This window comes from Mycobacterium sp. NGS61, assembly GCF_059812325.1.
In genome coordinates, this window is sequence record NZ_JCALCL010000002.1 from 417,680 (window position 1) to 443,183 (window position 25,504).

At 67.8% G+C, this 25,504-nt stretch carries 10 protein-coding genes; 8 read left to right on the plus strand and 2 right to left on the minus strand.

What is annotated here, in order from left to right:
- Positions 1-50 precede the first annotated feature (50 nt).
- From argH to AC5Y3Z_RS06605, 6 genes are all read left to right on the plus strand, one after another.
- Positions 51-1,463: an argininosuccinate lyase gene (argH, locus tag AC5Y3Z_RS06580; RefSeq protein WP_463825267.1), complete on the plus strand. Its 1,413-nt coding sequence runs from the start codon at positions 51-53 to the stop codon at positions 1,461-1,463.
- 122 nt (positions 1,464-1,585) lie between these two features.
- Positions 1,586-2,647 carry a type III polyketide synthase gene (locus tag AC5Y3Z_RS06585; RefSeq protein WP_463825268.1) on the plus strand — a complete coding sequence of 354 codons (1,062 nt, stop codon included), beginning with the start codon at positions 1,586-1,588 and terminating at the stop codon, positions 2,645-2,647.
- Positions 2,648-2,671: 24 nt separating this feature from the next.
- Positions 2,672-8,950, plus strand: a complete 6,279-nt coding sequence (locus AC5Y3Z_RS06590; protein WP_463825269.1) for an SDR family NAD(P)-dependent oxidoreductase — start codon at positions 2,672-2,674, stop codon at positions 8,948-8,950.
- 15 nt (positions 8,951-8,965) lie between these two features.
- Complete coding sequence (locus AC5Y3Z_RS06595; protein ID WP_463825270.1) at positions 8,966-15,271, plus strand: SDR family NAD(P)-dependent oxidoreductase; 6,306 nt, start codon at positions 8,966-8,968, stop codon at positions 15,269-15,271.
- A complete protein-coding gene (locus AC5Y3Z_RS06600; protein WP_500001803.1) occupies positions 15,271-18,288 on the plus strand; it encodes a type I polyketide synthase in 3,018 nt (1,005 codons plus the stop codon). The genes AC5Y3Z_RS06595 and AC5Y3Z_RS06600 overlap by 1 nt, the downstream gene beginning before the upstream one ends.
- A gap of 174 nt (positions 18,289-18,462) precedes the next feature.
- Positions 18,463-19,524: a type III polyketide synthase gene (locus tag AC5Y3Z_RS06605; RefSeq protein ID WP_463825272.1), complete on the plus strand. Its 1,062-nt coding sequence runs from the start codon at positions 18,463-18,465 to the stop codon at positions 19,522-19,524.
- A 181-nt stretch (positions 19,525-19,705) separates the two neighbouring features.
- On the opposite strand, the gene AC5Y3Z_RS06610 is transcribed toward AC5Y3Z_RS06605, so the two are convergent.
- Complete coding sequence (locus tag AC5Y3Z_RS06610) at positions 19,706-21,478, minus strand: ABC-F family ATP-binding cassette domain-containing protein (protein ID WP_463825273.1); 1,773 nt, start codon at positions 21,476-21,478, stop codon at positions 19,706-19,708.
- A 190-nt stretch (positions 21,479-21,668) separates the two neighbouring features.
- On the opposite strand from AC5Y3Z_RS06610, the gene AC5Y3Z_RS06615 reads away from it, so the two are divergent.
- The gene (locus AC5Y3Z_RS06615) at positions 21,669-24,710 is read left to right on the plus strand and encodes an acyl-CoA synthetase (protein WP_463825274.1); all 3,042 of its coding nucleotides are present in this window, start codon (positions 21,669-21,671) and stop codon (positions 24,708-24,710) included.
- Complete coding sequence (locus tag AC5Y3Z_RS06620; protein WP_463825275.1) at positions 24,703-24,921, plus strand: Trm112 family protein; 219 nt, start codon at positions 24,703-24,705, stop codon at positions 24,919-24,921. Before AC5Y3Z_RS06615 ends, AC5Y3Z_RS06620 begins: the two co-directional genes overlap by 8 nt.
- Here the strand turns inward: AC5Y3Z_RS06620 and AC5Y3Z_RS06625 are convergent.
- Entirely contained in the window at positions 24,887-25,504 is a 618-nt protein-coding gene (locus AC5Y3Z_RS06625; protein WP_463825276.1) for a TetR/AcrR family transcriptional regulator, read from the minus strand. The genes AC5Y3Z_RS06620 and AC5Y3Z_RS06625 overlap by 35 nt on opposite strands.

Consider the following 25,504-nt stretch of genomic DNA (forward strand, 5'->3'; position numbering starts at 1 on the left):
CACCGAACTGCGCGATTGAGTGCGATTCTGTGTCTGCTCGCGGGAGAAAAGTGAGCACCAATGAGGGGTCGCTGTGGGGCGGCCGGTTCGCCGGCGGACCCTCGGACGCGTTGGCCGCGCTGAGCAAGTCCACCCATTTCGACTGGGTGCTGGCCCCTTACGACATCATCGCGTCCCGCGCGCACACCGTGGTGCTGTACGCGGCCGGGCTATTGACCGAGGACCAGCGCGACGGCCTGCTGACCGGCCTGGACAGCCTGGCCGAAGACGTGGCCGACGGCAGTTTCGGGCCCCTGGTCACCGACGAGGACGTGCACGCCGCCCTGGAACGCGGCCTGATCGACCGGGTCGGAGCGGACCTCGGTGGCCGCTTGCGGGCCGGACGCTCCCGCAACGACCAGGTGGCCACCCTGTTCCGGATGTGGTTGCGCGACGCAGTGCGCCGGGTCGCCGACGGGGTGCTGGATGTGGTCGCCGCGCTGGCTGACCAGGCCGGCGCCCACCCGACGGCCATCATGCCGGGCAAGACCCATCTGCAGTCCGCGCAGCCGATCCTGCTGGCACACCATCTGCTTGCGCACGCCCAGCCGTTGCTGCGGGACGTGGACCGGATCCTCGACTTCGACAAGCGTGCGGCGATCTCGCCGTACGGATCAGGTGCGCTGGCCGGCTCGTCGCTGGGTCTGGATCCCGACGCGATCGCTGCGGACCTGGGCTTTTCCGCAGCCGCCGACAACTCGGTGGACGCCACCGCGGCCCGGGATTTCGCGGCGGAGGCCGCGTTCGTCTTCGCGATGATCGGCGTCGACCTGTCCCGCCTCGCCGAAGACATCATCATCTGGAGTTCGACCGAATTCGGTTACGTGAGACTGCACGACTCCTGGTCCACCGGCAGTTCGATCATGCCGCAGAAGAAGAACCCCGATATCGCCGAACTGGCCCGCGGCAAGTCCGGTCGAATGATCGGCAACCTGGCCGGCTTGCTGGCCACCCTGAAGGCCCAACCGCTGGCCTACAACCGTGACCTGCAGGAAGACAAGGAGCCGGTCTTCGACTCGGTCGCGCAGTTGGAGTTGCTGCTGCCCGCGATGGCGGGTCTGGTGGGCAGCCTGACGTTCGACGTCGAACGGATGGCGGCCTTGGCGCCGGCGGGTTACACGCTGGCCACCGATATCGCGGAATGGCTTGTGCGGCAAGGTGTTCCGTTTCGCTCCGCGCATGAGGCGGCGGGTGCGGCGGTACGCACGGCCGAACAGCGTGGCGTCGGGCTGCAGGACCTGACCGACGACGAACTGGCCGCGATCAGCCCCGAGTTGAGCCCGACCGTCCGTGACGTGCTGACCATCGAGGGTTCGGTGTCGTCCCGGGATGCGCGGGGCGGCACCGCCCCGGTTCAAGTGGCCGCGCAACTGGACGCCCTGCGGTCGGCCGCCGACCGGTTGCGCGAGCAGTTGCAGCGCTGAGCCGCGGCCTGCTCCTTTGCCGGTCAGATTGAGGCCGACTAAACTTTGACCTTTGAGCGATTCCGTTGACCGATCCTGGTGAACAAAGCGACCTTGATGTTCGTATCAAAGGGGTGGGACCAATGAGCGTCATCGCAGGTGTTTTCGGCGCGCTGCCCCCGCATCGCTACTCGCAGGACGAACTGACCGAGACCTTCGTCAACATCCCCGACTTCGCGGGATATGAAGATATCGTTCGGCAGCTGCACGCCAGCGCAAAGGTCAACAGCCGCCACCTGGTGTTGCCGCTGGAGAAATACCCTCACCTCAACGATTTCGGCGAGGCCAACGAGCTCTTTCTGGAGAAGGCCGTCGATCTGGGTGTCGAGGCCCTGGTGGGCGCCATCGAGGAAGCCGGGCTGGCGCCGGAGGATCTCGACGTGCTCATCACCACCACGGTGACCGGCCTGGCAGTACCGTCGCTGGACGCCCGGATCGCGGGGCGACTGGGGTTGCGCCCCGATGTGCGCCGGGTGCCGTTGTTCGGGCTGGGTTGTGTTGCCGGCGCGGCCGGCGTGGCCCGGCTGCACGACTATCTGCGGGGCGCTCCCGACGGCATCGCGGCGCTGGTGTCGGTCGAGTTGTGTTCGCTCACCTTCCCGGGATACAAGCCGTCGGTGGCGGGACTGGTGGGCAGTGCGCTGTTCGCCGACGGCGCTGCCGCGGTGGTGGCGGTCGGAGACCGTCGCGCCGAGCAGGTCGGGGCCAATGGTCCAGCCATCCTCGCTTCGCGCAGCCACCTCTACCCGGACTCGCTGCGAACCATGGGTTATGACGTCGGCTCCGCGGGTTTTGAACTGGTGCTGTCGAAGGATCTGGCCGCTGTCGTCGAGCAGTACGTCGGCCAGGATGTTTCTGCGTTCCTCGGCGAACACGGTCTACAGATCACCGACATCGGTGCCTGGGTGACCCACCCGGGTGGGCCCAAGATCATCAACGCGATCACCGAAACGCTCGGGTTGCCGTCGGAGGCACTGGAGCTGACTTGGCGGTCGCTGGGCGAGATCGGCAACCTTTCCTCGGCCTCGGTGCTGCATGTGCTGCGCGACACCATCGCCAAACCACCGCCCAGCGGCAGTCCGGGCCTGATGATCGCGATGGGTCCCGGGTTCTGTTCCGAACTGGTGCTCCTGCGCTGGCACTGAATTGGCGCCCAACCGGCCGGTTTTATGACCAGTACCCAAGACGAGCTCATCGAGGCCCTCCGCCGGTCCCTCAAGGAGAACGAGCGACTCAAGCGGGAGAACCGCGACTACCTGGCTCGGGCCACCGAACCAATTGCGTTGGTGGGCATGGGTTGTCGCTATCCCGGCGGGGTCGATTCAGCCGAGGCGCTGTGGCAGCTGGTGGCCGACGGGCGCGACGTGATCTCAGCGTTTCCGACCGACCGCGGCTGGGATACGACGGGATTGTTCGATTCCGATCCGGACGCTGCCGGCAAGTCCTACACCCGATCCGGCGGTTTCCTGGCCGACGTCGCGGGATTCGACGCCGAGTTCTTCGGGATCGCGCCCAGCGAGGTGCTCGCGATGGACCCGCAGCAGCGGTTGTTGCTGGAGGTGTGCTGGGAAGCGTTGGAGCGAGCGGAGATTGACCCGCTCTCGCTACGGGGTTCGTCGACCGGGGTGTTCGCCGGCGTGTTCCACGGTTCCTACGGTGGTCAGGGCCGGGTGCCCGCAGAGTTGGAGCGTTACGGGTTGCGTGGTTCGACCTTGAGCGTGGCCTCCGGCCGGGTCGCCTACGTGCTGGGGCTGGAAGGTCCGGCGGTGTCGGTGGATACTGCGTGCTCGTCGTCGTTGGTGGCGCTGCATCTGGCGGTGCAGTCGTTGCGCTCGGGGGAGTGTGACCTGGCGCTGGTCGGGGGGGTCACCGTGATGGCTACGCCCGCCATGTTCATCGAATTCAGTCGGCAGCGGGCGCTTTCGCCGGACGGTCGATGCAAGGCGTACGCCGGTGCTGCGGACGGGACGGCGTTCGCCGAGGGCGCCGGCGCCCTGGTCGTGGAGCGGCTCGCGGATGCGCGGCGGTTGGGACACCGGGTGTTGTCGGTGGTGCGGGGCTCGGCGGTCAACCAGGACGGCGCTTCCAACGGTCTGGCCACCCCGAACGGTCCCTCCCAGCAGCGGGTCATTCGGGCGGCATTGGCCAGCGCCCGCCTGTCCCCGGCTGACGTGGATGTTGTCGAAGGCCACGGGACCGGCACCACGCTCGGGGATCCCATTGAGGCACAGGCGATTCTGGCTGCTTACGGAAAGGGTCGTGCCGAGCCGCTGTGGCTGGGTTCTATCAAATCGAACATGGGCCACACGTCGGCGGCGGCCGGGGTGGCCGGCGTCATCAAGATGACGATGGCGATGCGGAACGGCGTGCTGCCCAAGACATTGCATGTGGATGTGCCGACGCCGCAGGTGGATTGGTCTGCGGGCGCGGTGTCACTGTTGACCGAGGCGCGGGCATGGCCCGAGTCCGGGCGGCCACGCCGGTCCGCGGTGTCGTCGTTCGGGATCAGCGGGACCAACGCCCACGTGATCCTGGAATCAGTTCCTGACACGAACCGAGACGTGGAAAGCTCTGTGCCATCTCGTGGTTCGGCTCCATGGCTGCTGTCGGCGCGCTCCGCTCAGGCCTTACGCAACCAGGCGGCACGATTGCTGGCCTGGGTGGGCGGCGACGACGATGTGAGTGCGCCCGACGTGGGTTGGTCGTTGGTCACCACGCGATCGCTGTTCGAGCACCGGGCGGTCGTGGTCGGTGCCGACCGTAGGCAGCTGATGGACGGGCTGGCCGGGTTGGCTGCCGGTGACCCCGGTTCCGGCGTGGTGGTCGGCCAGGCCCGCCCGGTGGGCAAGACGGTGTTCGTATTTCCCGGCCAGGGGTCGCAGTGGGCCGGCATGGGTGCCGAATTGCTCGACAGCTCGGCGGTTTTCGCCGCACAGCTACAGCGGTGTGAGCAGGCGCTGCGAAAGCATGTCGAGTGGTCCCTGCTCGACGTGATCCGGGCCGCGCCCGGGGCGCCCGGGTTGGATCGGGTGGATGTGGTGCAGCCCGCACTGTGGGCGGTGATGGTGTCGCTGGCCGAACTGTGGCGTTCGCTGGGGGTGAAACCCGACGCGGTGATCGGACATTCGCAGGGCGAGATCGCCGCGGCCTGTGTGGCGGGGGCGCTTTCGCTGCCGGATGCGGCGCTGGTGGTGGCGCTGCGCAGTCGTTTGCTGGTGCGGCTGGCCGGGTCCGGTGCCATGGCATCGGTCGCCGTCGGGCCGGCTGAAGCTGAGCGGCTGGTGGCTCGGTGGGCCGGGCGAATGAGTATTGCCGCGGTGAACGGAGTTTCGGCGGTGGTCGTGTCCGGCGAGGTGGCCTGCATCGAGGAACTGCTTCGCCAGTGCGATGCCGCCGGCATTCGGGCCCGGCGAATCGACGTCGACTACGCCTCGCACTCTGCCCAGGTCGAGGCGATCCGCGCCGATCTCACTGCGGGACTCAGATCAATCCAGCCCCGGTCCAGTCCGGTGGCTTTCTTCTCCACGGCGACCGGCGAACTTTCCGACACCGCCGGGTTGGACGCCGATTACTGGTATCGAAGTATCAGGCAGCCAGTGCAATTCGAGCGTGCCGTGAGCGCCGCAGCCGATGCCGGCTACCAGGTGTTCATCGAATGCAGCCCGCACCCGGCACTTCTCGGCGCCGTCGAGGACACGGTGCAGGCGCACCATCCGGTGGTGGTCCCGACGTTGGGTCGCGACGATGGTGGGCTGCTTCGGTTCTGGCTGTCGGCCGCCCAAGCCCACGTGTCGGGTGTGGCGGTGGATTGGCGGCAGGCGTTCGCGGGAGCCCGTCCGGTGGCATTGCCCACATATGGGTTTGCGCGACGACGGTTCTGGCTGGCTGAGTCCGCTACCCGGGATGTGCGTCGCGACGGTTTGCTCGGCGCCGGGCACGGGATGCTTGGTGCGGTGGTGGAAAGGCCCGATTCCGCCGGCGTGGCGCTGACCGGCCTGTTGTCGTTGACTGCACAACCGTGGTTGGCCGACCACGCGGTCAGCGGCTCGGCACTGTTTCCCGGCGCGGGTCTCGTCGAATTCGCCATCCGCGCCGGGGATCAGGTCGGGTGTCCGGTCGTCGAAGAGCTCACGCTGACGGCGCCGTTGTGGGTGCGCGGCGACACCCGGATCCAAGTGGTGCTCGGTCCGCCGGACCATTCGGGCCGCTGCTCGATCGCGATCTATTCGTCCGCCCAGTCGGATTCGGGGTGGACGTTGCACGCCGAGGGCATCCTGAGCGCCGGTGTGCCGGTGCCGCAAGCAGGCATGGCGGTGTGGCCGCCCGCGGCCGCGCAGCCGATTGATCTGGGTGACGCCTACCAGCGGTTGGCTGCCCGGGGATACGACTATGGTCCGGCGTTTCGCGGCTTGCGGGCGGTGTGGCGCTCCGGTGACGATCTCTACGCTGAAGTCGCGCTCGCCGACGATGCCGGGCTGACCGCGACGGGTTTCGGTATCCATCCGGCACTCCTGGATGCCACGCTGCATGCCCTCGGACTCATCGACGCGCACGCCGGCACGGTGGTGCCGTTCGTCTGGCAAGGGGTGGCGTTGCACGCCGCGGGGGCCACGGCGCTGCGGGTCCGGATCAGCCGCACCGAGACCGACTCGGTCTCGTTGGAGCTGGCCGATCAGGCCGGGCTTGCCGTCATGATCGTCGAAAATCTGGTCTTCCGCCCGCTGTCGGCACACCCGTCGCCGGCGACCGGTGATGCCGGGTTGTTCCAGGTCGAGTGGTCGCCGGTCGCCGCCGCTGGGTGCGATACGCCGGTGACGTTGTGGCAGCTGCCATCCGGAGCTGCTGGGCTGCCGGAGGCGGTGTATGCGGCCACGCACGCCGCACTGGCGGCGGTGCAGGCGTGGTTGGCCGGTGACCAACCCGGGGTGCTCGTCGTGCTCACCGACGGGGCGGTGGCGTTGGACGACGAGGACGTCTCGGATCTGACCGGCGCTGCGGTGTGGGGCTTGGTCCGTTCCGCGCAGGCCGAACATCCCGGCCGGCTGCTGCTGGTGGACTCGGACGGAACGGTCGATGTGCACAAGGTGATCGGTTGCGGCGAAACGCAATTGGTGATCCGCCGCGGAGCCGCCCACCGCGCGCGGCTGAGGCCGGCCGGTCCACCGTCGACTCTGGTGTTGCCGGAGGCCTCCTGGCGCCTGGTCACCGGTGCGGCGGGGACGATCGAGGATGTACGGGTTGCGCAGTGTGCGCCGGCACCGCTCGGTGCCGGGCAGGTGCGTGTCGCGGTGCATGCCGTAGGAGTGAACTTCCGGGATGTTCTGGTGGCCCTGGGCATGTATCCCGGCGGTGGCGAGCTGGGTGTGGAGGGTGCCGGAACAGTCACCGAGGTGGGTGCGGGAGTTTCCGATCTCGCTGTCGGTGAGGCGGTGACGGGCCTGTTTGGCGTGGTGGGTCCCGAAGCGGTGGTCGATCGTCGGCTGGTGACGCCGGTTCCGGACGGCTGGTCCATGGCGACCGCGGCCGGTGTTCCGGTGGTGTTTCTGACTGCGTGGTACGGATTGTCGGTGTTGGGCTCGGCTCAGGCCGGTGAGCGGGTGCTGGTGCACGCGGCCACCGGTGGGGTCGGTATGGCCGCGGTGCAGTTGGCGCGGTGGTGGGGGCTGGAGGTGTTCGCGACCGCCAGCCGCGGCAAGTGGGACACGTTGCGCGCGATGGGTTTTGACGACGATCATATCGGCGACTCCCGGACCCTGGAGTTCGAGACACATTTCCGGAAGGCCACCGCCGGTGCCGGCGTCGATCTGGTGCTCAACTCGCTGGCCGGGGAGTTCGTCGACGCCTCGTTGCGGCTGTTGAACGAGGGCGGGCGTTTCGTGGAGATGGGCAAAACTGATGTTCGCGATGCGCAGGCACTGGCCCACCGTGGGGTTCGCTACCGGGCGTTCGACTTGATCGAGGCGGGACCGGACCGCACCGCGCACATGTTGAGCGAACTGATGGTGCTGTTCGACGCCGGAGCCTTGACACCGTTGCCGGTCAAGGTCTTTGATGTGCGGTCGGCGCGGCAGGCGTACCGCTATGTGAGCCAGGCCCGGCACACCGGCAAGGTGGTGCTGACCATGACCAGCGCGACCGCCGACGCGGTAGCCAACGGCACCGTGCTGATCACCGGTGGTACCGGGATGGCCGGCGCCGCGCTGGCGCGGCATGTGGTGTCCCGCTACCGGGTGCCGCACGTGCTGCTCACGAGCCGTTCCGGACTGGAGGCGCACGGTGTTCCGGAGTTGGTGCGCCAGCTGCAGGACGCCGGCGCCCAGGTGTCGGTGGCGGCCGTTGACGTGGCGGACCGTGACAGTGTTGCCACCTTGCTGGGCGAGGTACCCGAGAAGTTTCCGCTCAAGGCCGTGATTCACGCCGCCGGAGTTCTCGACGACGGGTTGATCGCCGCGTTGACGCCGGACCGGCTGGACGCGGTACTGCGCGCCAAGGTCGACGGGGCATGGAACCTGCACGAACTGACCCGCGATCACGACCTGGCCGTCTTTGCGGTGTTCTCCTCGATGGCCGGTATCCTGGGCACCCCGGGGCAGGCCAATTACGCGGCGGCAAACAGCTTCCTGGACGGATTGATCGCACACCGGCGCGCGCAGGGACTGCCGGGTCTGTCCCTCGCGTGGGGGCTCTGGGAGCAGCCCAGCGCCATGACGCGACATCTGGGGGACCGCGACAGGACCCGGATGAGCCGGGCAGGTTTGGCCGCGCTGTCCACCGAGCAGGCGCTCGCGTTGTTTGACATGGCGGTCGCCAGGACTCTCGGTGCCGCCGGCACCCTGGTCGCCACCCGCCTGGATGCCGCCGCACTCGGCGACGAGGCTCCGGTGTTGCTGCGCGATCTGGCCCGCCGCCCCACCCGACGTGTCGTCGATGACACCGAAGTCAGCTCAGCGTCAACGGGTCTGGCTGCCCGTCTGCGTGGCCTCGACGCCGATCAGCGTCATCGCGAACTCGTCGATGTGGTCTGTAGCAACGCCGCCACCGTGTTGGGCCGTTCGAGTATCGCCGACATCAGCGCCCAGCGCGCATTCCAGGACCTGGGGTTCGACTCGCTCACCGCCGTGGAACTGCGCAATCGACTGAAAAAGGCTACCGGCCTTGCACTTTCGCCCACATTGATCTTCGACTATCCCAGCCCCAGTGCGCTGGCCGAGCACCTCGACCTGCGGTTGACGACCCCCGCCGAGCACGCTCAGCCGATGAGCCGCTTCAACGACATCACCCGGGAATTGGACGCCTTGGTCAATCGGGGGGACTGGACGCCGACCGAGAGGGCGCAGCTGTCACACCGACTGCACGCGATCCTGGCCGACCTGACCACCGATGACGACCTGGCCGCGGCCAGCGAGGACGAACTGTTCGCCATCCTGGACGAAGAGCTGGGCTCCTAGACGATGGACCCAGGGATGCAGGACACCTCCAAGCACGTGGACTACCTCAAGCGGCTCACCGCCGATCTGCGACGTACCCGGCGCCGGTTGTCCGAACTGGAGGGCAAGCTGTCCGAACCGGTCGCTGTGGTGGGCATGGCGTGCCGGTATCCGGGCGGCGTGGATTCGCCGGAAGCGTTGTGGGACATGCTGATCGCCGGGCGCGACGGCGTCTCGGACTTCCCCGGGGATCGGGGCTGGAATATCGACGACCGCTACGATCCGGATCCGGACAAGCCCGGCAAGACCTACACCCGCCGGGGCAGCTTCCTGCACGATGCCGGTGACTTCGACGCCGGTTTCTTCGGCATCGGACCCAACGAAGCGCTGGCCATGGACCCTCAGCAGCGACTGATGTTGGAGGTGTCCTGGGAAGCGTTGGAACGCAGCGGAATCGACCCGGCCACGTTGCGCGGCACGTCGACCGGAGTGTTCGCCGGGGTGATCCACGCCGGGTACGGCGGCGAGGTCAAGGGCGAGTTGGAAGGCTACGGCCTGACCGGTTCGACGTTGAGCGTGACATCGGGGCGGGTGGCGTACGTACTGGGCCTCGAGGGTCCCGCGGTCTCAGTGGACACGGCGTGTTCCTCGTCGCTGGTGGCGCTGCACCTGGCGGTGCAGTCGTTGCGCGCGGGGGAGTGTGATCTGGCGCTGGTGGGCGGGGTGACGGTGATGGCCACCCCGGCGGCATTCGTCGAGTTCAGCCGGCAGCGGGCGCTTGCCGCCGACGGCCGGTGCAAGGCCTACGCGGGTGCGGCGGACGGCACGTCGTGGTCCGAAGGTGCCGGGGTGCTCGTGGTCGAGCGGTTGGCCGACGCGCAGAAGTCGGGGCACCGGGTACTGGCGGTGGTGCGCGGCTCGGCGGTCAATCAGGACGGCGCCTCCAACGGGTTGACGGCGCCGAACGGTCCCGCGCAGCAACGCGTCATTCGCGCGGCGCTGGCCGGCGCCGGTCTGACGGCAGCCGAGGTGGACGTTGTCGAGGGGCACGGGACCGGCACCACGTTGGGTGATCCGATTGAGGCGCAGGCGATTCTGGCGGCCTACGGCCAGGACCGTAGCGAGCCGCTGTGGCTTGGTTCGATCAAGTCCAACATCGGTCACACCTCGGCTGCGGCGGGGGTGGCCGGGCTGATCAAAATGATGTTGGCCATTCAGCACCGGGTGATGCCCAAGACGTTGCACGTGGATGTGCCGACGCCGCATGTAGATTGGTCGGCGGGTGCGGTGTCGCTGCTCACCGACGCGCGGCCGTGGCCGGACCCGGGTCGCCCGCGGCGGGCCGGGGTCTCGTCGTTCGGTATCAGCGGTACCAACGCGCACGTGATTCTCGAAGAGGTGAACACACCCGAAAACGTTGCGGCACCGCCGTTCAGCGGGGTACTGCCGTGGGTGTTGTCGGCCCGCTCGGCAGCGGCACTGGCGAACCAGGCCCGCCGGTTGCTGGCGCATGTCAGTGCTGACCACAGTGCGCTGGATGTCGGTTGGTCGCTGGTCAGTACGCGATCGCTGTTCGAGCATCGTGCCGTGGTGGTGGGCGCGGACCGGGCTCAATTGCTGACCGGCCTGGAACGGGTTGCCGCGGCGGAGCCGGCACCGGGCGTGCTGATGGGCCGCGCGCACGCGGTGGGCCAGACGGCGTTCGTGTTTCCCGGTCAGGGCGCCCAATACCTGGGCATGGGACGCGGCCTCTATCAACGGTTCCCGTTGTACGCCAGAGTGTTCGACGACGTCGCCGCAGCGTTGGATGATCATGTGCGGGTGCCGCTGCGCCAGGTGGTCTGGGGTACCGATGAGGCGCTGCTGGAAAGCACCGAGTTTGCGCAGCCGGCCTTGTTCGCCGTCGAAGTGGCCCTGGCCGCCCTGCTGCAATCCTGGGGCGTCCTGCCCGACCTGGTGCTGGGTCATTCGGTGGGCGAGCTGGCTGCCGCGTACGTGGCGGGGGTGCTGTCGCTCGGGGACGCAGCGCGTCTGGTCGCGGTCCGTGGCCGATTGATGGCCGGCCTGCCCGCCGGCGGGGTGATGGTGGCAGTGACGGTCAGCGAGGCCGAAGCGGCGGAGCAACTCGGCGACGAGGTCAGCATCGCCGCCGTCAATGCCCCGGAATCGGTGGTGCTTTCGGGTGGGCAGGCGGCAGTCGGTGCGGCGGTGGGTCGATTGACGGGCCGCGCGCGCCCCTTGGCCGTGTCGCATGCATTCCACTCGGCACTGATGGAGCCGATGATTCCGGAGTTCTCGGCATCGCTGGCCGACGTGGCCGCCGGTGAGCCGCGAATCAGGCTGATATCCAACGTGACCGGCCGGCTCGCCGCTACCGGATACGGCACGGCGGCCTATTGGGCCGAGCACGTGCGCAAACCCGTCCGGTTCGCCGACAGCGTGCGGCTGGCGCAGACGCTGGGCGCCGGGGTGTTTGTCGAGGTCGGTCCCAGCGGAGGATTGGCCGGACTGGTCGAACAGTGCCTCGACAATCCGGCCTTATCGGCTGTGACGCTGGCCAAGAACCGGCCGGAGATCGACTCGTTGTTCACCGCACTGGGACAACTGTTCACCGCGGGTGCCGGCGTGGATTGGCGGGAAACGTTCACCGGTCTAGGGGCGCGCAGCACGCCGTTGCCTACCTACGGCTTTGACCGACGCCACTTTTGGTTGACCGACCTGGGAACCGGGCCCGCCCAGTTGGGTGCCGCCGGGCTGGACGGACTGGGTCATCCGCTGCTGGGCGCGGCGGTGGCGCGACCGGATGTCGGCGGGGTGGTGCTGACGGGTTGGCTGTCACCAGCTGTGCAGGGGTGGCTGGCCGACCATGTCGTCAGTGGCGTGCCGCTGTTCCCGGGCGCCGGCTTCGTGGAACTTGTCCTGCGGGCCGGAGAGCAGGCCGGCGCCCCGGTGGTGGAGGAGTTGACGCTGCTGTCGCCGTTGGGGTTGCCGGCCACCGGCGGGGTGCGGATCCAAGTGGTGGTCGGACCCGCCGACGATGTGCGGCGGTCGAGCGTATGGGTGTATTCCGCTGCGCCCGAATCTGATTCGTGGATCCTGCATGCCGAGGGGGTGCTGGGCCCGGGTGGTATCCGCGGGGGTGCTGACCTGTCGGCGTGGCCGCCGGTCGGTGCCGCGGCGGTGGACGTGTCCGGGGTGTACGAGCAGTTGGCCGTGCGCGGCTACGCCTACGGCCCGGCGTTCCAGGGTCTGCGCCGGGTATGGCGGCGCGGACGCGAGATCTTCGCCGAGGTCGTCGCCCCCAGAGGCCTGAGTGTGGGCGGTTTCGGACTCCACCCGGCCCTGCTGGACGCCGCGCTGCAGGCCTGGGGAGTGGTCGAGGGCGGCGAGCGGTTGGCGTTGCCGTTCTCCTGGCAGAACGTGTCGCTGCACGCCGCGGGTGCGTCGAGGTTGCGGGTCCGCGTCGCGCCGACCGGGGCCGGGTCGGTGTCGGTGGAACTGGCCGACTCCGGGGGGTTGCCGGTGTTGTCGGTGCGGGAGTTGGTGGTCCGCCCGGTGTCTGCCGACGCGTTGTCCGCGGCGATCTCGTCGGGTCTGGCTCCGGGCACCGGCCTGCTGGACCTCAGGTGGTCACCCGTGCAGAGCGACGCCGTCGAGTTCCGCGGCGATGTGATGGTGTGGCAGTCCGAGCCCGGCGCGGTGTCGGGGGCCACGCATCGGGCGCTGGAAGCGGTGCAGGCGCACTTGCGCGCGGGATCCGGTCTTCTCGTCGTGTCGACCCGCGGTGCGGTGGGGTTGCCGAATGAGGCCGTGACCGACCTGGCGGGTGCGGCGGTATGGGGCCTGGTGCGTGCTGCGCAGGCCGAGCATCCGGGCCGCGTGGTGTTGGTGGATTCCGATGACTCGATACCCGTGCAAGACGTGGTGCGGTACGGGGAGCCGCAACTGGTGGTGCGGTCGGGCGTGGTGTACGGCGCGCGGCTGGCCCGGGTCGAGTCGTCGGGCAACGTGCAGTTGCCGGATGGGTTGTGGCGGTTGAGTGTTGGTGACGGCGGCACGCTGGATGACGTTGTCGCGCGCCGCAGCGCGCCGCTGGAGCTGGGTCCCGGTCAGGTGCGTGTCGCGGTGGGTGCGGTGGGGGTGAACTTCCGGGATGTGTTGGTGGCGTTGGGCATGTATCCGGGCGGCGGGCAGCTGGGTGCCGAAGGCGCCGGGGTCGTCGTCGAGGTTGGGCCTGGGGTGACCGACGTATCCGAAGGCGACGCGGTGCTGGGTCTGCTGGGCGTGGTGGCGCCCGAAGCGGTGGTTGACCGGCGCTTGGTGGCAGCCGTTCCGGCCGGCTGGTCGTTGGACACGGCCGCCGGTGTACCGGTGGTGTTCCTGACCGCGCTGTACGGCTTGTCGGTGCTTGCCGGACTCAAAGCCGGCGAACGGGTCCTGGTGCACGCCGCCACCGGTGGGGTGGGGATGGCAGCGGTGCAGTTGGCCCGGCACTGGGGTTGTGAGGTGTTCGCCACCGCCAGCCAGGGCAAGTGGGAGACGTTGCGGGCCATGGGGTTCGACAACGACCACATCGGCGATTCCCGCAGCCTGGAGTTCGAGACACAATTCCTGAAAGCCACCGACGGCGCCGGGGTCGACGTGGTGCTCAACTCCCTGGCCGGTGACTTCACCGACGCCTCGTTGCGGTTGCTGGCCCCGGGCGGGCGGTTCATCGAGATGGGTAAGACCGACCTGCGCTCCCCGGAAGCAGTCGCCGAACACTACGGGGCGGTCAGCTACCGGTCGTTCGACCTGATGGAGGCCGGTCCGGATCGCATCGCGGAAATGCTGGCCGAGGTGTTGGCAATGCTGCAGGCGGGAGCGGTGAAACCGCTGCCCGTGAGAGCTTTCGACGTTCGCTGTGCTCGGCAGGCGTACCGATTCGTCAGTCAGGCCCGCCATATCGGCAAGGTGGTGCTGACCATTCCGTCCAGACCCGACGGACCGGCCGGAGCGCAGTCGCCCCTGGCGGGGGGCACCGTGCTCATCACCGGCGGCACCGGGATGGCCGGCGCAGCGGTGGCTCGTCATCTGGTCGACCGGTACGGCGTCGCCAACCTGGTGTTGGTGAGTCGCTCCGGCGCGGCGGCCGACGGTGTCAGTGATCTGGTCAGCGAACTTCAGGGGGCCGGCACGCGGGTGGCGGCCGCCGAGTGCGATGTGACCGACCGGGCCGCACTGGCCGGTCTGCTGGCGCGGATTCCCGCCGAGTTTCCACTCAAAGGGGTCTTCCATGCCGCCGGCGTGCTCGACGACACCGTGATCACGTCACTGAGTGCGGACCGGCTGGACGCGGTGTCGCGGGTCAAGGTAGACGGCGCATGGAATCTGCACGAGCTGACCCGCGACGCGAACATTGCTGCGTTCGTGATGTTTTCATCGCTGGCGGGAATCGCGGGCAGTCCGGGTCAGGGCAACTATGCAGCCGCGAACGCTTACCTGGACGCGCTGGCCGGTTACCGGCGCCACCAGGGTCTGCCCGGCCTGTCCATCGCGTGGGGGCTCTGGGAACAGGCCAGCGCGATGACCCGGCACCTCGGTGATCGAGACCTGGCCCGGATGCGGCAGGCTGGATTGTCGCCGCTGCCCACCGAACAGGCGCTGGCGCTGCTGGATGCGGCGCTGCTCACCGATCGGGCACTGGTGATCGCTGCCCGGGTGGACACCGCCGCACTGGTAGGTGCGGCCGAACTGCCGCCTCTCTGGCAGGATTTGGTCACCCGCCGTGCCCGGCGCGTTGTCGATGCGGCCGATACCGCCGCAGCCGCAACGGGTTTGCTCGCCCGCCTCCACGACCTGGCACCAGAGCAACGGCAGCGCGAGCTCACCGATTTCATATCGAGCAATGCCGCAACGGTGTTGGGTCATTCCAGCACAGTTGACATCGATGCCCACAAGGCGTTCCAGGAACTCGGCTTCGACTCCCTGACCGCCGTCGAATTGCGCAACCGCCTCAAAACCGCCACCGGGTTGACGCTGTCGCCCACCCTGATCTTCGACTACCCGACGCCGGCCGCGCTGGCTGAACATCTCGCCGGTGAATTGGTTGGCAGCGCGCCACTTGTCGCAGCGAAGCCCGACCTGATGGGCCGTTTCGACGACGTCACCCGCGAACTCGATGCCCTGATCCACCGGCCCGAGTGGACTGAGGCGGAAAAGACCCACGTCACCAGCCGGTTGCATGCGATGATCGCTGAGCTGACCGCAGCACCGGCAGCCGAGCCGAAGCCCGGCCGGGACAACGACATCGCCAGGGACGGCGAGTTGTTCGCCATCCTCGACGATGACTTCGGCCTCTGATGGCGCCAACCGCGATCGCCGTCATCGGGCTGGCATGCCGATTCCCCGCCGCGGCCGGGCCGAGTGAATTCTGGCGGTTGGTCAGTACCGGGCAGGAGGTGTGCCGCCCGCTCGATGCCGTGGCCGATTTCGACGCGGCATTTTTCAACATTTCGCCCCGCGAAGCGGCTGCAATGGATCCGCGCCAGCGACTGGCCCTGGAACTGAGCTGGGAACTGTTCGAGGATGCGTTCCTGGTGCCAGAACACCTGCGGGGCGACCCGATCGCGGTTTATCTCGGCGCGATGAACGACGACTACGCATTGCTGACGCTGCGCGCCGACGCTGTCGACCACCACACGTTCGCCGGCATCAGCCGGGGGATGATCGCCAACCGGCTCTCGTACTTCTACGGGTGGTGCGGCCCCAGCCTGACGGTCGACTGCGGTCAGTCGTCGTCGTTGGTGGCGGTGCATCTGGCTTGTGAAAATCTACGTGCCGGCGCGGTCCCGATGGCGGTCGCCGGCGGCGTCCATCTGAACACGGCAGGCGAAATCGCAAGACTGGAAACCGAATTCGGTGCTATCTCGCCATCCGGCCACACCTACGCATTCGACGAACGGGCGGACGGTTACGTGCGTGGCGAAGGTGGTGCACTGGTGTTGCTGAAGCCGTTGCCGGCCGCGCTCGCAGACGGAAACCGCATCCACGCGATCATAGCGGGGAGCGCGGTCGGTAACGCGGGCCGCGACACCTCCGGACTGACCGTGCCTTCGGCCGCTGCACAAGCCGAGGTGATGCGTCGCGCCCTGGCCGGCGCGGGCCTGCGGCCCGACCATCTCGACTACGTCGAAGCCCACGGCACCGGCACCGCGGTCGGGGATCCCGTGGAGGCTCGAGCCCTTGGTGAGGTGTTCGGTGCGCGCCGGAACCATCCGCTGCCCATCGGCTCGGTCAAGACCAACATCGGCCACACCGGTGCGGCGGCCGGCGTAGCAGGTCTGGTCAAGACGATCCTTGCAGTCGAAAAGGCTTGTCTCCCAGCAAGTCTCAACTTCAAGAGCGCCGGCACCGATCTGCACCGGCTGGGTCTTCAGGTCAATACCGCGCTGACCCCCTGGCCGCAGGGTGAGTGCCGGCGGGCCGGCGTGTCATCCTTCGGAATGGGCGGCACCAACGCGCACGTCATTGTCGAGCAGGCCCCCACCGTGCCGGACCCCGCTGCCCAGCGGGGCGGGCGGGTGACCGTTCCCTGGGTGCTGTCTGCGCGGTCGGCGCAGTCATTGGCAGGTCAGGCCGCCCGATTGGGCGGACTTGCCGACGCGGCCGACATCGTCGACGTGGGTTGGTCGTTGGTGGCGACGCGATCGGTGTTCGAACATCGGGCAGTGCTGGTGGGCGATGACCGTGCCCAGTTGGCGGCCGGGCTGGCGGGTTTGGTCGCCGGCGGGCCGGGCGGCGGCGCGGTGACCGGCCACGCGCGTTCACTGGGCGGCGTCGTATTCGTGTTTCCGGGGCAGGGAGCGCAGTACCCGGGCATGGGCCGCGAACTGTACCAACGATTTCCGGCGTTTGCCGCGGCCTTCGACCGTGCCGTCGACGCATTGGAACCGCACTTGAGTTTGCCGCTGCGGCAGGTGCTTTGGGGTGACGATGCGCATCTAACGGACGGTACCGAGTTTGCTCAGCCGGGACTGTTCGCGGTTCAGCTGGCGCTGACCGCGCTCCTGCGCAGTTGGGGCATCACAGCCGATGCCGTGCTGGGCCACTCGGTGGGGGAACTCGCCGCGGCCTGCGAGGCCGGGGTGCTGTCGTTGCCGGATGCGGCGCGGGTGGTGGCGGCCCGGGGCCGGTTGATGGCGGGGCTTCCGACCGGAGGGGTGATGGTCGCGGTTGCCGCCGGCGAGGGGGAGGTGCTGCCCTTGTTGGGCGCGCAGGTCAGCCTGGCGGCGGTGAACGCACCGGATTCGGTGGTGCTGTCCGGGTCCGAGGCCGCCGTGGGTGCGGCGGTGGAGCGGTTGACCGGTGCAGGGCGACGGGTGCGCCGCTTGGCGGTGTCGCATGCGTTCCATTCGGCCCTGATGGAACCGATGATCGAGGACTTCGCGCAGGTGCTCACCGGCCTGTCGGCGCATCCGCCGCGAATTCAGTTGGTGTCGAACGCAACCGGTCAGTTGGCTGACACCGGATACGGGTCGGCGTCGTATTGGGTCGAGCACGTACGTAAACCGGTGCGGTTCGCCGACGGGATGCAGACGGCGGTGGCTCTGGGTGCCGAGGTGTTCATCGAGGTCGGTCCGGGCGCCGGTTTGGCCGCGGACCACGACGTTTCGGCAGCGACGTTGATCCGGGGCCATTCCGAGGTGCTCACGTTGCTCACCGGGGTGGGCCGGCTGTTCGCCGCAGGGTTGCCGGTGGACTGGGTTCGTGTCTTCGACGGGCTCGGCGCGCGGCCGGTGGACCTACCCACCTACGCGTTCGCGCGGCAACGGCACTGGCTCGGTGGCAACGTAGCGCTCGACGTGGCCGCGCCGGTCGCCGCACAGTTGTCGACCGAGGATCCCGCCGAGCAGCGTCGCCTCCTGGTCGACGTGGTGTGCCTGCACGCCGCCGTCGTGCTGGGTCTGCACGACCGGCACGCCATCGATCCGCAACGCGCTTTCCAGGACCTGGGGTTCACCTCGATGAGCGGTGTCGAACTGCGCAATCGCCTCAAAACAGAGGCCAGCTTGGCGGGATTGCCGCTATCGCGGACCCTCATTTTCGACTATCCGTCCCCAGTTGCCCTTGCTGACCACCTCCTGCATGAACTCGGAAACCAGGAGAAACAATCCGATGACGAAAAGATCTGGTCGCTGCTACGAAATATTCCAATCTCGGAATTACGTCGAACCGGGTTGCTTGACAAACTCCTACTTCTCTCCGGTAATCCTCAAATAACCAGTTCAGACCTGATAGCTGCCGAAAAAGACATCGACTCGTTGAGTCCGGACGCATTAATCGAGATGACCCGGTCCATTTCTGACGCAGGTCATTGATAATCCCGGTGAGACAATGCGGGACGGCTGTAATCCGGCGATCAAATAATACAGGTGTCGAATACCGCAATACTTTGCGGAGTCGTGGTAGGGCCCACTAAACTGGGCATTTCGGGACGCTACGGGGGCGGGCTACCCGGCAATCGATTGACTGAGACTGATTGAGGCAGGTGCATGAGCGTCATCGCAGGCGTGTACGGCGCATTACCGCCACACCGATACACCCAGGCTGAGACCACCGATTTGTTCGTCGAGTTCCCCGGTCTCAAGGAGCACGAGGAGATCGTCCGGCGTCTGCACACGGCGGCCAAGGTCAACGGCCGGCATTTCGTGCTGCCGCTCGACCAGTACCCGGCACTGACCGACTTCGGTGACGCCAACGAGATCTTCATCGAAAAGGCAGTGGATCTCGGTATCGAGGCGCTGATGGGCGCGCTCGACGAGGCCGGGTTACAACCGCAGGACATCGACCTGATCATCACCACCACGGTGACCGGGGTTGCTGTCCCGTCGCTGGATGCCCGCATCGCCGGGCGGCTGGGTCTGCGTCCTGACGTGCGTCGGATGCCGCTGTTCGGCCTGGGTTGTGTGGCCGGGGCAGCAGGGGTGGGCCGGCTGCACGACTATCTGCGGGGCGCGCCCGACGACGTGGCCGTGCTGATTTCGGTCGAATTGTGTTCGCTCACTTACCCTGCCATCAAGCCGACGGTATCCGGCCTGGTCGGGACGGCGCTGTTCGGCGACGGGGCGGCCGCCGTCGTTGCCGTCGGCGACCGACGCGCCGAACAGCTGAACCCCGCCGGCCCCGACATCGTCGACTCCCGCAGCCGGATGTACCCGGAGTCGCTGCACATCATGGGCTGGGACGTGAGTTCGGCTGGCCTGCAGCTGCGGTTGTCGCCGGATCTGACCGACCTGATCGAGCAGTACCTGGCCGCAGATGTCGACGGTTTCCTCACCGATCACGACCTGACCAAGAACGACATCGGTGCCTGGGTCAGCCATCCGGGCGGGCCGAAGGTCATCAACGCGATCACCGACACCTTGCAGCTGCCGCCTGAGGCGCTTGAGCTGACATGGCGATCGCTTGGCGAAATCGGCAATCTGTCCTCGTCCTCGGTCCTGCACATCCTGCGCGACACCATCGAGAAGCGACCGCCCAGCGGCAGCCCCGGATTGATGCTTGCGATGGGTCCTGGATTCTGCTCCGAACTCGTCCTACTGCGCTGGCGCTGACGCTGACGCGCAATGAATTGGTGCGCAGCGTATTTGCGGTAGTCCGGCACTGCAGACGCATCACGTGCGGCGGGCGATGGGTCAGGTCCGGCAACGATTGCAGGCCCTATCCCGTTGGTCACCGGACCCCGGCGCCGCTACAGCGTGCGCAGTACTTCGCCGGGCGGATGGGAGATCAGCGTCATTCCAGTGCTTCCGACAGTTCCAGCCAGTGCCCCTCCAAGGAGGCCACCTCGGCTTCGAGATTGCGCAACTCGTGGGTCAGCGCCGCGATCGCGACGTGGTCGGACTGATCGTGCTCGGCCAGTTCGGTGTGCTTGGCGGCGATCCGGTCGGCGAGACGGGCGAGTTGGCGGTCGATGGACGCCAGCTCTTTTTCCGCGGTCCGGCGTTGCGCGCCCGACATGGCCTGGGCCGCCGGTGCGGGCGCGGGCGTGGTGGGCCCGGTCGGCGCCGCCTCGGCCAGCCGTAGGTATTCGTCGATGCCGCCGGGCAGATGCCGCAACCGGCCGTCCAGGATGGCGTATTGCTGGTCGGTGATGCGCTCGAGCAGGTAGCGGTCGTGCGATACGACGATCAAAGTGCCCGCCCACGAGTCGAGCAGGTCCTCGGTGGCGGTCAGCATGTCGGTGTCGACGTCGTTGGTGGGCTCGTCCAGCAGCAGCACATTCGGCTCCGACAGCAAGGTCAGCATCAGCTGCAGCCGGCGTCGCTGGCCGCCGGAGAGCTCGCCGACCCGCGCCGACAGTTGCCCGCGGCCGAAGCCGAGGCGCTCCAGCAGTTGGGTGGGAGTCATGTCACGGCCCTCCACCCGGTATTCGGTCTGCAGGCGACCCAGCACGTCGGCGATCCGGTCCTCGGCCAGCGCTTTGAGCTCGTCACCACGTTGATCCAGCACCGCCAGCTGCACCGTCTTGCCGCGTTTGACGCGTCCGGAATCCGGTTGCACCGTCCCGGCGATCAAACCCAGCAGCGTCGACTTTCCGGCGCCGTTGGCCCCGACGATGCCGGTGCGTTCGCCTGGCGCGATCCGCCACTCGACATCCCGCAACACCGTCCGGCCCTCGAAGGTGACCGACACGTCCAGCAGGTCGACGACGTCCTTGCCCAACCGGGCTGTCGCCACCTTGGCCAATTCGACGGTGTTGCGCAACGGCGGTACGTCGGCGATCAGTTGATTGGCGGCTTCGATGCGGAACTTCGGCTTCGAGGTGCGCGCGGGGGCGCCCCGGCGCAGCCAGGCCAATTCCTTGCGCATCAGATTCTGCCGCTTGGCTTCCGCGGTCGCCGCGACCCGATCGCGCTCGACGCGCTGCAACACATACGCCGCGTAGCCGCCTTCGAACGGCTCGACGGTCCCGTCGTGCACTTCCCATGTGGTGGTGGCGACTTCGTCGAGGAACCAGCGGTCGTGGGTGACCAGTAACAGTCCGCCGCTGTTCCGTGCCCAGCGTTGTCCGAGATGGTTGGCCAGCCAGGCGATGCCCTGGATATCGAGGTGGTTGGTGGGCTCGTCGAGCGCGATCACATCCCAATCGCCGATCAGCAGCTGAGCCAGCTGCACCCGTCGGCGCTGACCACCGCTGAGGGTGGAAACCGTTGTTGCCCAATCGATGTCGGATACCAACCCGGACATCACGTCGCGGATGCGGGCGTTACCGGCCCACTGGTGTTCGGGCTGGTCGCCGACAAGCGTCGCGGCCACGGTGCTGGCCGGGTCCAGGGTGTCGGCCTGGCTCAGCGCGTTGACCCGTAGCCCGCTGCGGCGGGTGACCCGGCCGGTGTCGGGTTGGATCTGGCCGGTGAGCAGGCCCAGCAGACTGGATTTCCCGTCCCCGTTGCGGCCGACGATGCCGATGCGGGCCCCGTCGTTGACCCCCAGGGTGAGCGAGTCGAAGATCACCTGAGTCGGATACGCCAGGTGCACGGCCTCAGCTCCGAGTAGGTGTGCCACCCGCACGACGGTAGTGGGTGGAACGCGCCGGCATCGCCATTCGAGCGCTGCTGCCGACGGCCACCCGCGACAGATCCGCGATCTGATAGCACGTCGCGGCCCTGCAGGCGACGGAACGGGCGCGCTTCGGAGAGGTGCGCGCCCGGCTCGTGCGCACCGGCGCAGTGACCCAGGCCACACTGTCGGGTCGATGTGCCATGATGACCACGCTGGTCAAGGCCAACTCAGCGAGCATTCAGGAGTAGCGGTGGATCTCAACTTGTCGATGGTCACCCGACCGGTCGAGCGTCTGGTGGCCACGGCGCAGAACGGTCTGGAGGTTCTGCGACTGGGCGGCCTGGAAACAGGCAGCATCCCGTCGCCGTCGCAGGTCGTCGAGAGCGTGCCGATGTACAAGCTCCGCCGGTACTTTCCGCCGGACAACCGGCCCGGTCAGCCGCAGGTGGGCCCCCCGGTCCTGATGGTGCACCCGATGATGATGTCCGCGGACATGTGGGACGTCACCCGCGAGGACGGCGCCGTCGGGATCCTGCACGCCGGTGGCCTGGATTGCTGGGTCATCGATTTCGGATCCCCCGACAAGGTCGAGGGCGGCATGCGCCGCAATCTGGCCGATCACATCGTTGCGCTCAGCCAAGCCATCGACACGGTGAAGGAGGCCACCGGGCAGGACGTGCACCTGGTCGGATACTCGCAGGGCGGCATGTGGTGCTACCAGGTCGCCGCCTACCGGCGCTCGAAGGATCTGGCCAGCATCGTTGCGTTCGGGTCGCCGGTGGACACGTTGGCCGCGCTGCCGATGGGGATTCCGGCGAACCTGGCCCCCGGCGTCGCCGATTTCATGGCCGATCACGTGTTCAACCGTCTGAATATCCCAAGTTGGATGGCGCGCACCGGTTTTCAGATGATGGATCCGCTCAAGACCGCCAAGGCCCGGGTGGATTTCGTCCGGCAGCTGCATGACCGTGAGGCTCTGCTGCCGCGGGAGCAACAGCGCAGGTTCCTCGAGCGCGAGGGTTGGATCGCCTGGTCGGGGCCGGCCATCTCCGAACTGCTCAAGCAGTTCATCGCGCACAACCGCATGATGACCGGCGGGTTTGCGATCAACGGTCAGCTGGTGACCCTCACCGACATCACCGTCCCGATTCTGGCGTTCGTCGGTGAAGTCGACGACATCGGCCAGCCGGCCTCGGTGCGCGGCATCCGACGTGCCGCGCCCAACACCGAGGTTTACGAATGTTTGATCAGGACAGGACATTTCGGTCTGGTGGTGGGATCCCGGGCGGCTCAGCAGAGCTGGCCCACCGTTGCCGAATGGGTGCGCTGGGTGTCCGGTGGTGGCGACAAACCGGGCAGCATCAGCCTGATGGTCGAACAGTCGGCCGAGCACACCGACAGTGGCGTGGCCTTCAGTTCGCGTCTTGCCCACGGGGTGGGCGAGGTCTCTGAGGCTGCGCTGGCGATGGCGCGCGGCGCGGCGGACGCGGTCGTCGCGGCGAACCGGTCGATGCGCACCTTGGCCGTCGAGACCGTCCGGACGCTGCCCCGGCTGGCGCGGCTGGGGCAGCTCAACGATCACACCCGAATCTCGTTGGGCCGCATCATCGATGAACAAGCACAGGACGCCCCGCAGGGCGAATTCCTGTTGTTCGACGGGCGGGTGCACGCCTACGAGGCCGTCAACCGCCGCATCAACAACGTCGTCCGCGGGTTGATCGAAGTCGGGGTGCGGCAGGGCGACCGGGTGGGTCTGCTGATGGAGACCCGGCCCAGCGCGCTGGTCGCAATCGCCGCGCTGTCCCGGCTGGGTGCCGTGGCCGTCATGATGCGCCAGGATGTCGATCTGGCCGCGCAGGTGCGGCTCGGGGGAGTCAGCGAGATCCTGACCGACCCCAGCAACCTCGAGGCCGCCCGGCAACTGCCGGGCCAGATCCTGGTCCTGGGCGGCGGTGAGTCGCGGGATCTGCACTTGGCTGAAGACGCCGACGTGATCGACATGGAGCAGATCGATCCCGACGCGGTGCAGTTGCCGGCCTGGTACCGGCCCAACCCGGGATTCGCGCGGGACCAGGCGTTCATCGCGTTCAACGCGGCCGGCGGCGAACTGGTCGCCAAGCAGATCACGAATTTCCGATGGGCCCTCTCGGCATTCGGAACGGCGTCGACGGCGGCGCTGGACCGCAAGGACACCGTGTACTGCCTGACGCCGTTGCATCACGAGTCCGCGCTGCTGGTCAGCCTGGGTGGCGCGGTGGTCGGGGGTACCCGCATCGCATTGTCCCGTGGCATCCGGCCGGACCGGTTCGTCTCCGAGGTCCGGCAGTACGGCGTCACCGTGGTGTCCTACACCTGGGCCATGCTGCGCGACGTCGTGGACGACCCGGAGTTCGCGCTGCACGGCAACCATCCGGTGCGGCTGTTCATCGGGTCCGGCATGCCCACCGGGTTGTGGCAGCGGGTCGAAGACGCGTTTGCCCCTGCCCATGTCGTCGAGTTCTTCGCCACCACCGACGGCCAGGCGGTGCTGGCCAACGTCTCCGGGGCCAAGGTGGGCAGCAAGGGCCGGCCGCTGCCGGGTGCCGGGCGGGTCGAACTCGGTGCCTATGACGCTGAGCAGGATCTGATCCTGGAGAACGACGACGGGTTCGTCCAAGTCGCCGAGACCAACCAGATCGGGGTGCTGCTCGCCCAGTCCCGCGGGCCTATAGATCCCACCGCGTCGGTCAAGCGCGGCGTTTTTGCGCCTGCCGATACCTGGATCTCCACCGAGTATCTGTTCCGGCGCGATGAGGACGGTGATTATTGGCTGGCCGGCCGGCGCGGATCGGTGGTGCGTACAGCCCGCGGCATGGTGTACGCCGAACCGGTCACCGATGCGCTGGGTTGCATCAGTGCAGTCGACCTTGCGGTGACTTACGGTGTCCCAGTGGGAGATCGACATCTGGCGGTATCGGCGGTGACGTTGCGTCCGGGGGCGACCATCACCGCCGCCGATCTCACCGAGGCGATCGCGGGTATGCCGGTGGGCCTGGGGCCCGACATCGTGCACGTGGTGCCGAAGTTCGACCTCAGTGCGACCTACCGCCCGACGGTGAGTGCGCTGCGGGCCGCCGGCATCCCCAAGTCGGGTCGCCAGGCCTGGTACCTGGATGCGGGCAGCGGCGAGTTCCGCCGCCTGACACCGGCCGCGCGGACCGAGATCAGTGGGAAGCGAGCACCTGCCAATGCTTGACGACACTCTGCTGCAGATCCTGGTGTGCCCGGCCGATCGGGGGCCGCTGCTGCTCGTCGAGGGCGGCAAGACCCTCTACAACCCCCGGTTGCGGCGCGCCTACCGCATCGACGACGGAATCCCGGTGCTGCTGGTCGACGAGGCCCGCGACGTCGACGAACAGCAGCACACCGCCTTCACGGCGCAAGGCCTTCCGGAAGATCCCCAGTGAGGTAACGCTGCAGGTTGGGCGCAATGATCTGCACGATCTGATCGGTCGGCAGGGATGCGAAAGGCTCCACCTTGACGATGTGGCGAGCCATCACCACGCCCATCAGCTGCGACGCGACGAATTGCGTGCGGATCTTGCCCGTTCCCGGTGGATTGTCCACGCGCGCGCCGAGTTCCCCACCGATGATCTCCTGCAGGAAAGTGCGTGCCAAACCCACCTCGTCTCCGGAGATCAACGATCGCAGGGTCGCAATCAGGCTGGTGCCCAGTTCCGAATCCCACAGCGGCAGCAATATCGACGGCAGTCGGACCCCGAGTTCCTCGACCGGAACGCGTCGCATCTGTTCGATCACCACCATGGGGTCGATCGGTAACTCGACGGCGGCGGTGAACAACTGCTGTTTGGTGCCGTAATAGTGATGCACCAACGCGGAATCGACGCCGGCCCTGGCGGCGATTGCCCGTATCGAGGTGCGGTCGATTCCGTTCCGCGCGAACAATTCTCGCGCGCTGGCCAGAATTCGCTCGCGGGTGTCGGAATTCCCGGCGGGCCGGCCGGGCCGGTTACGGCCGGTGGTCGTCAC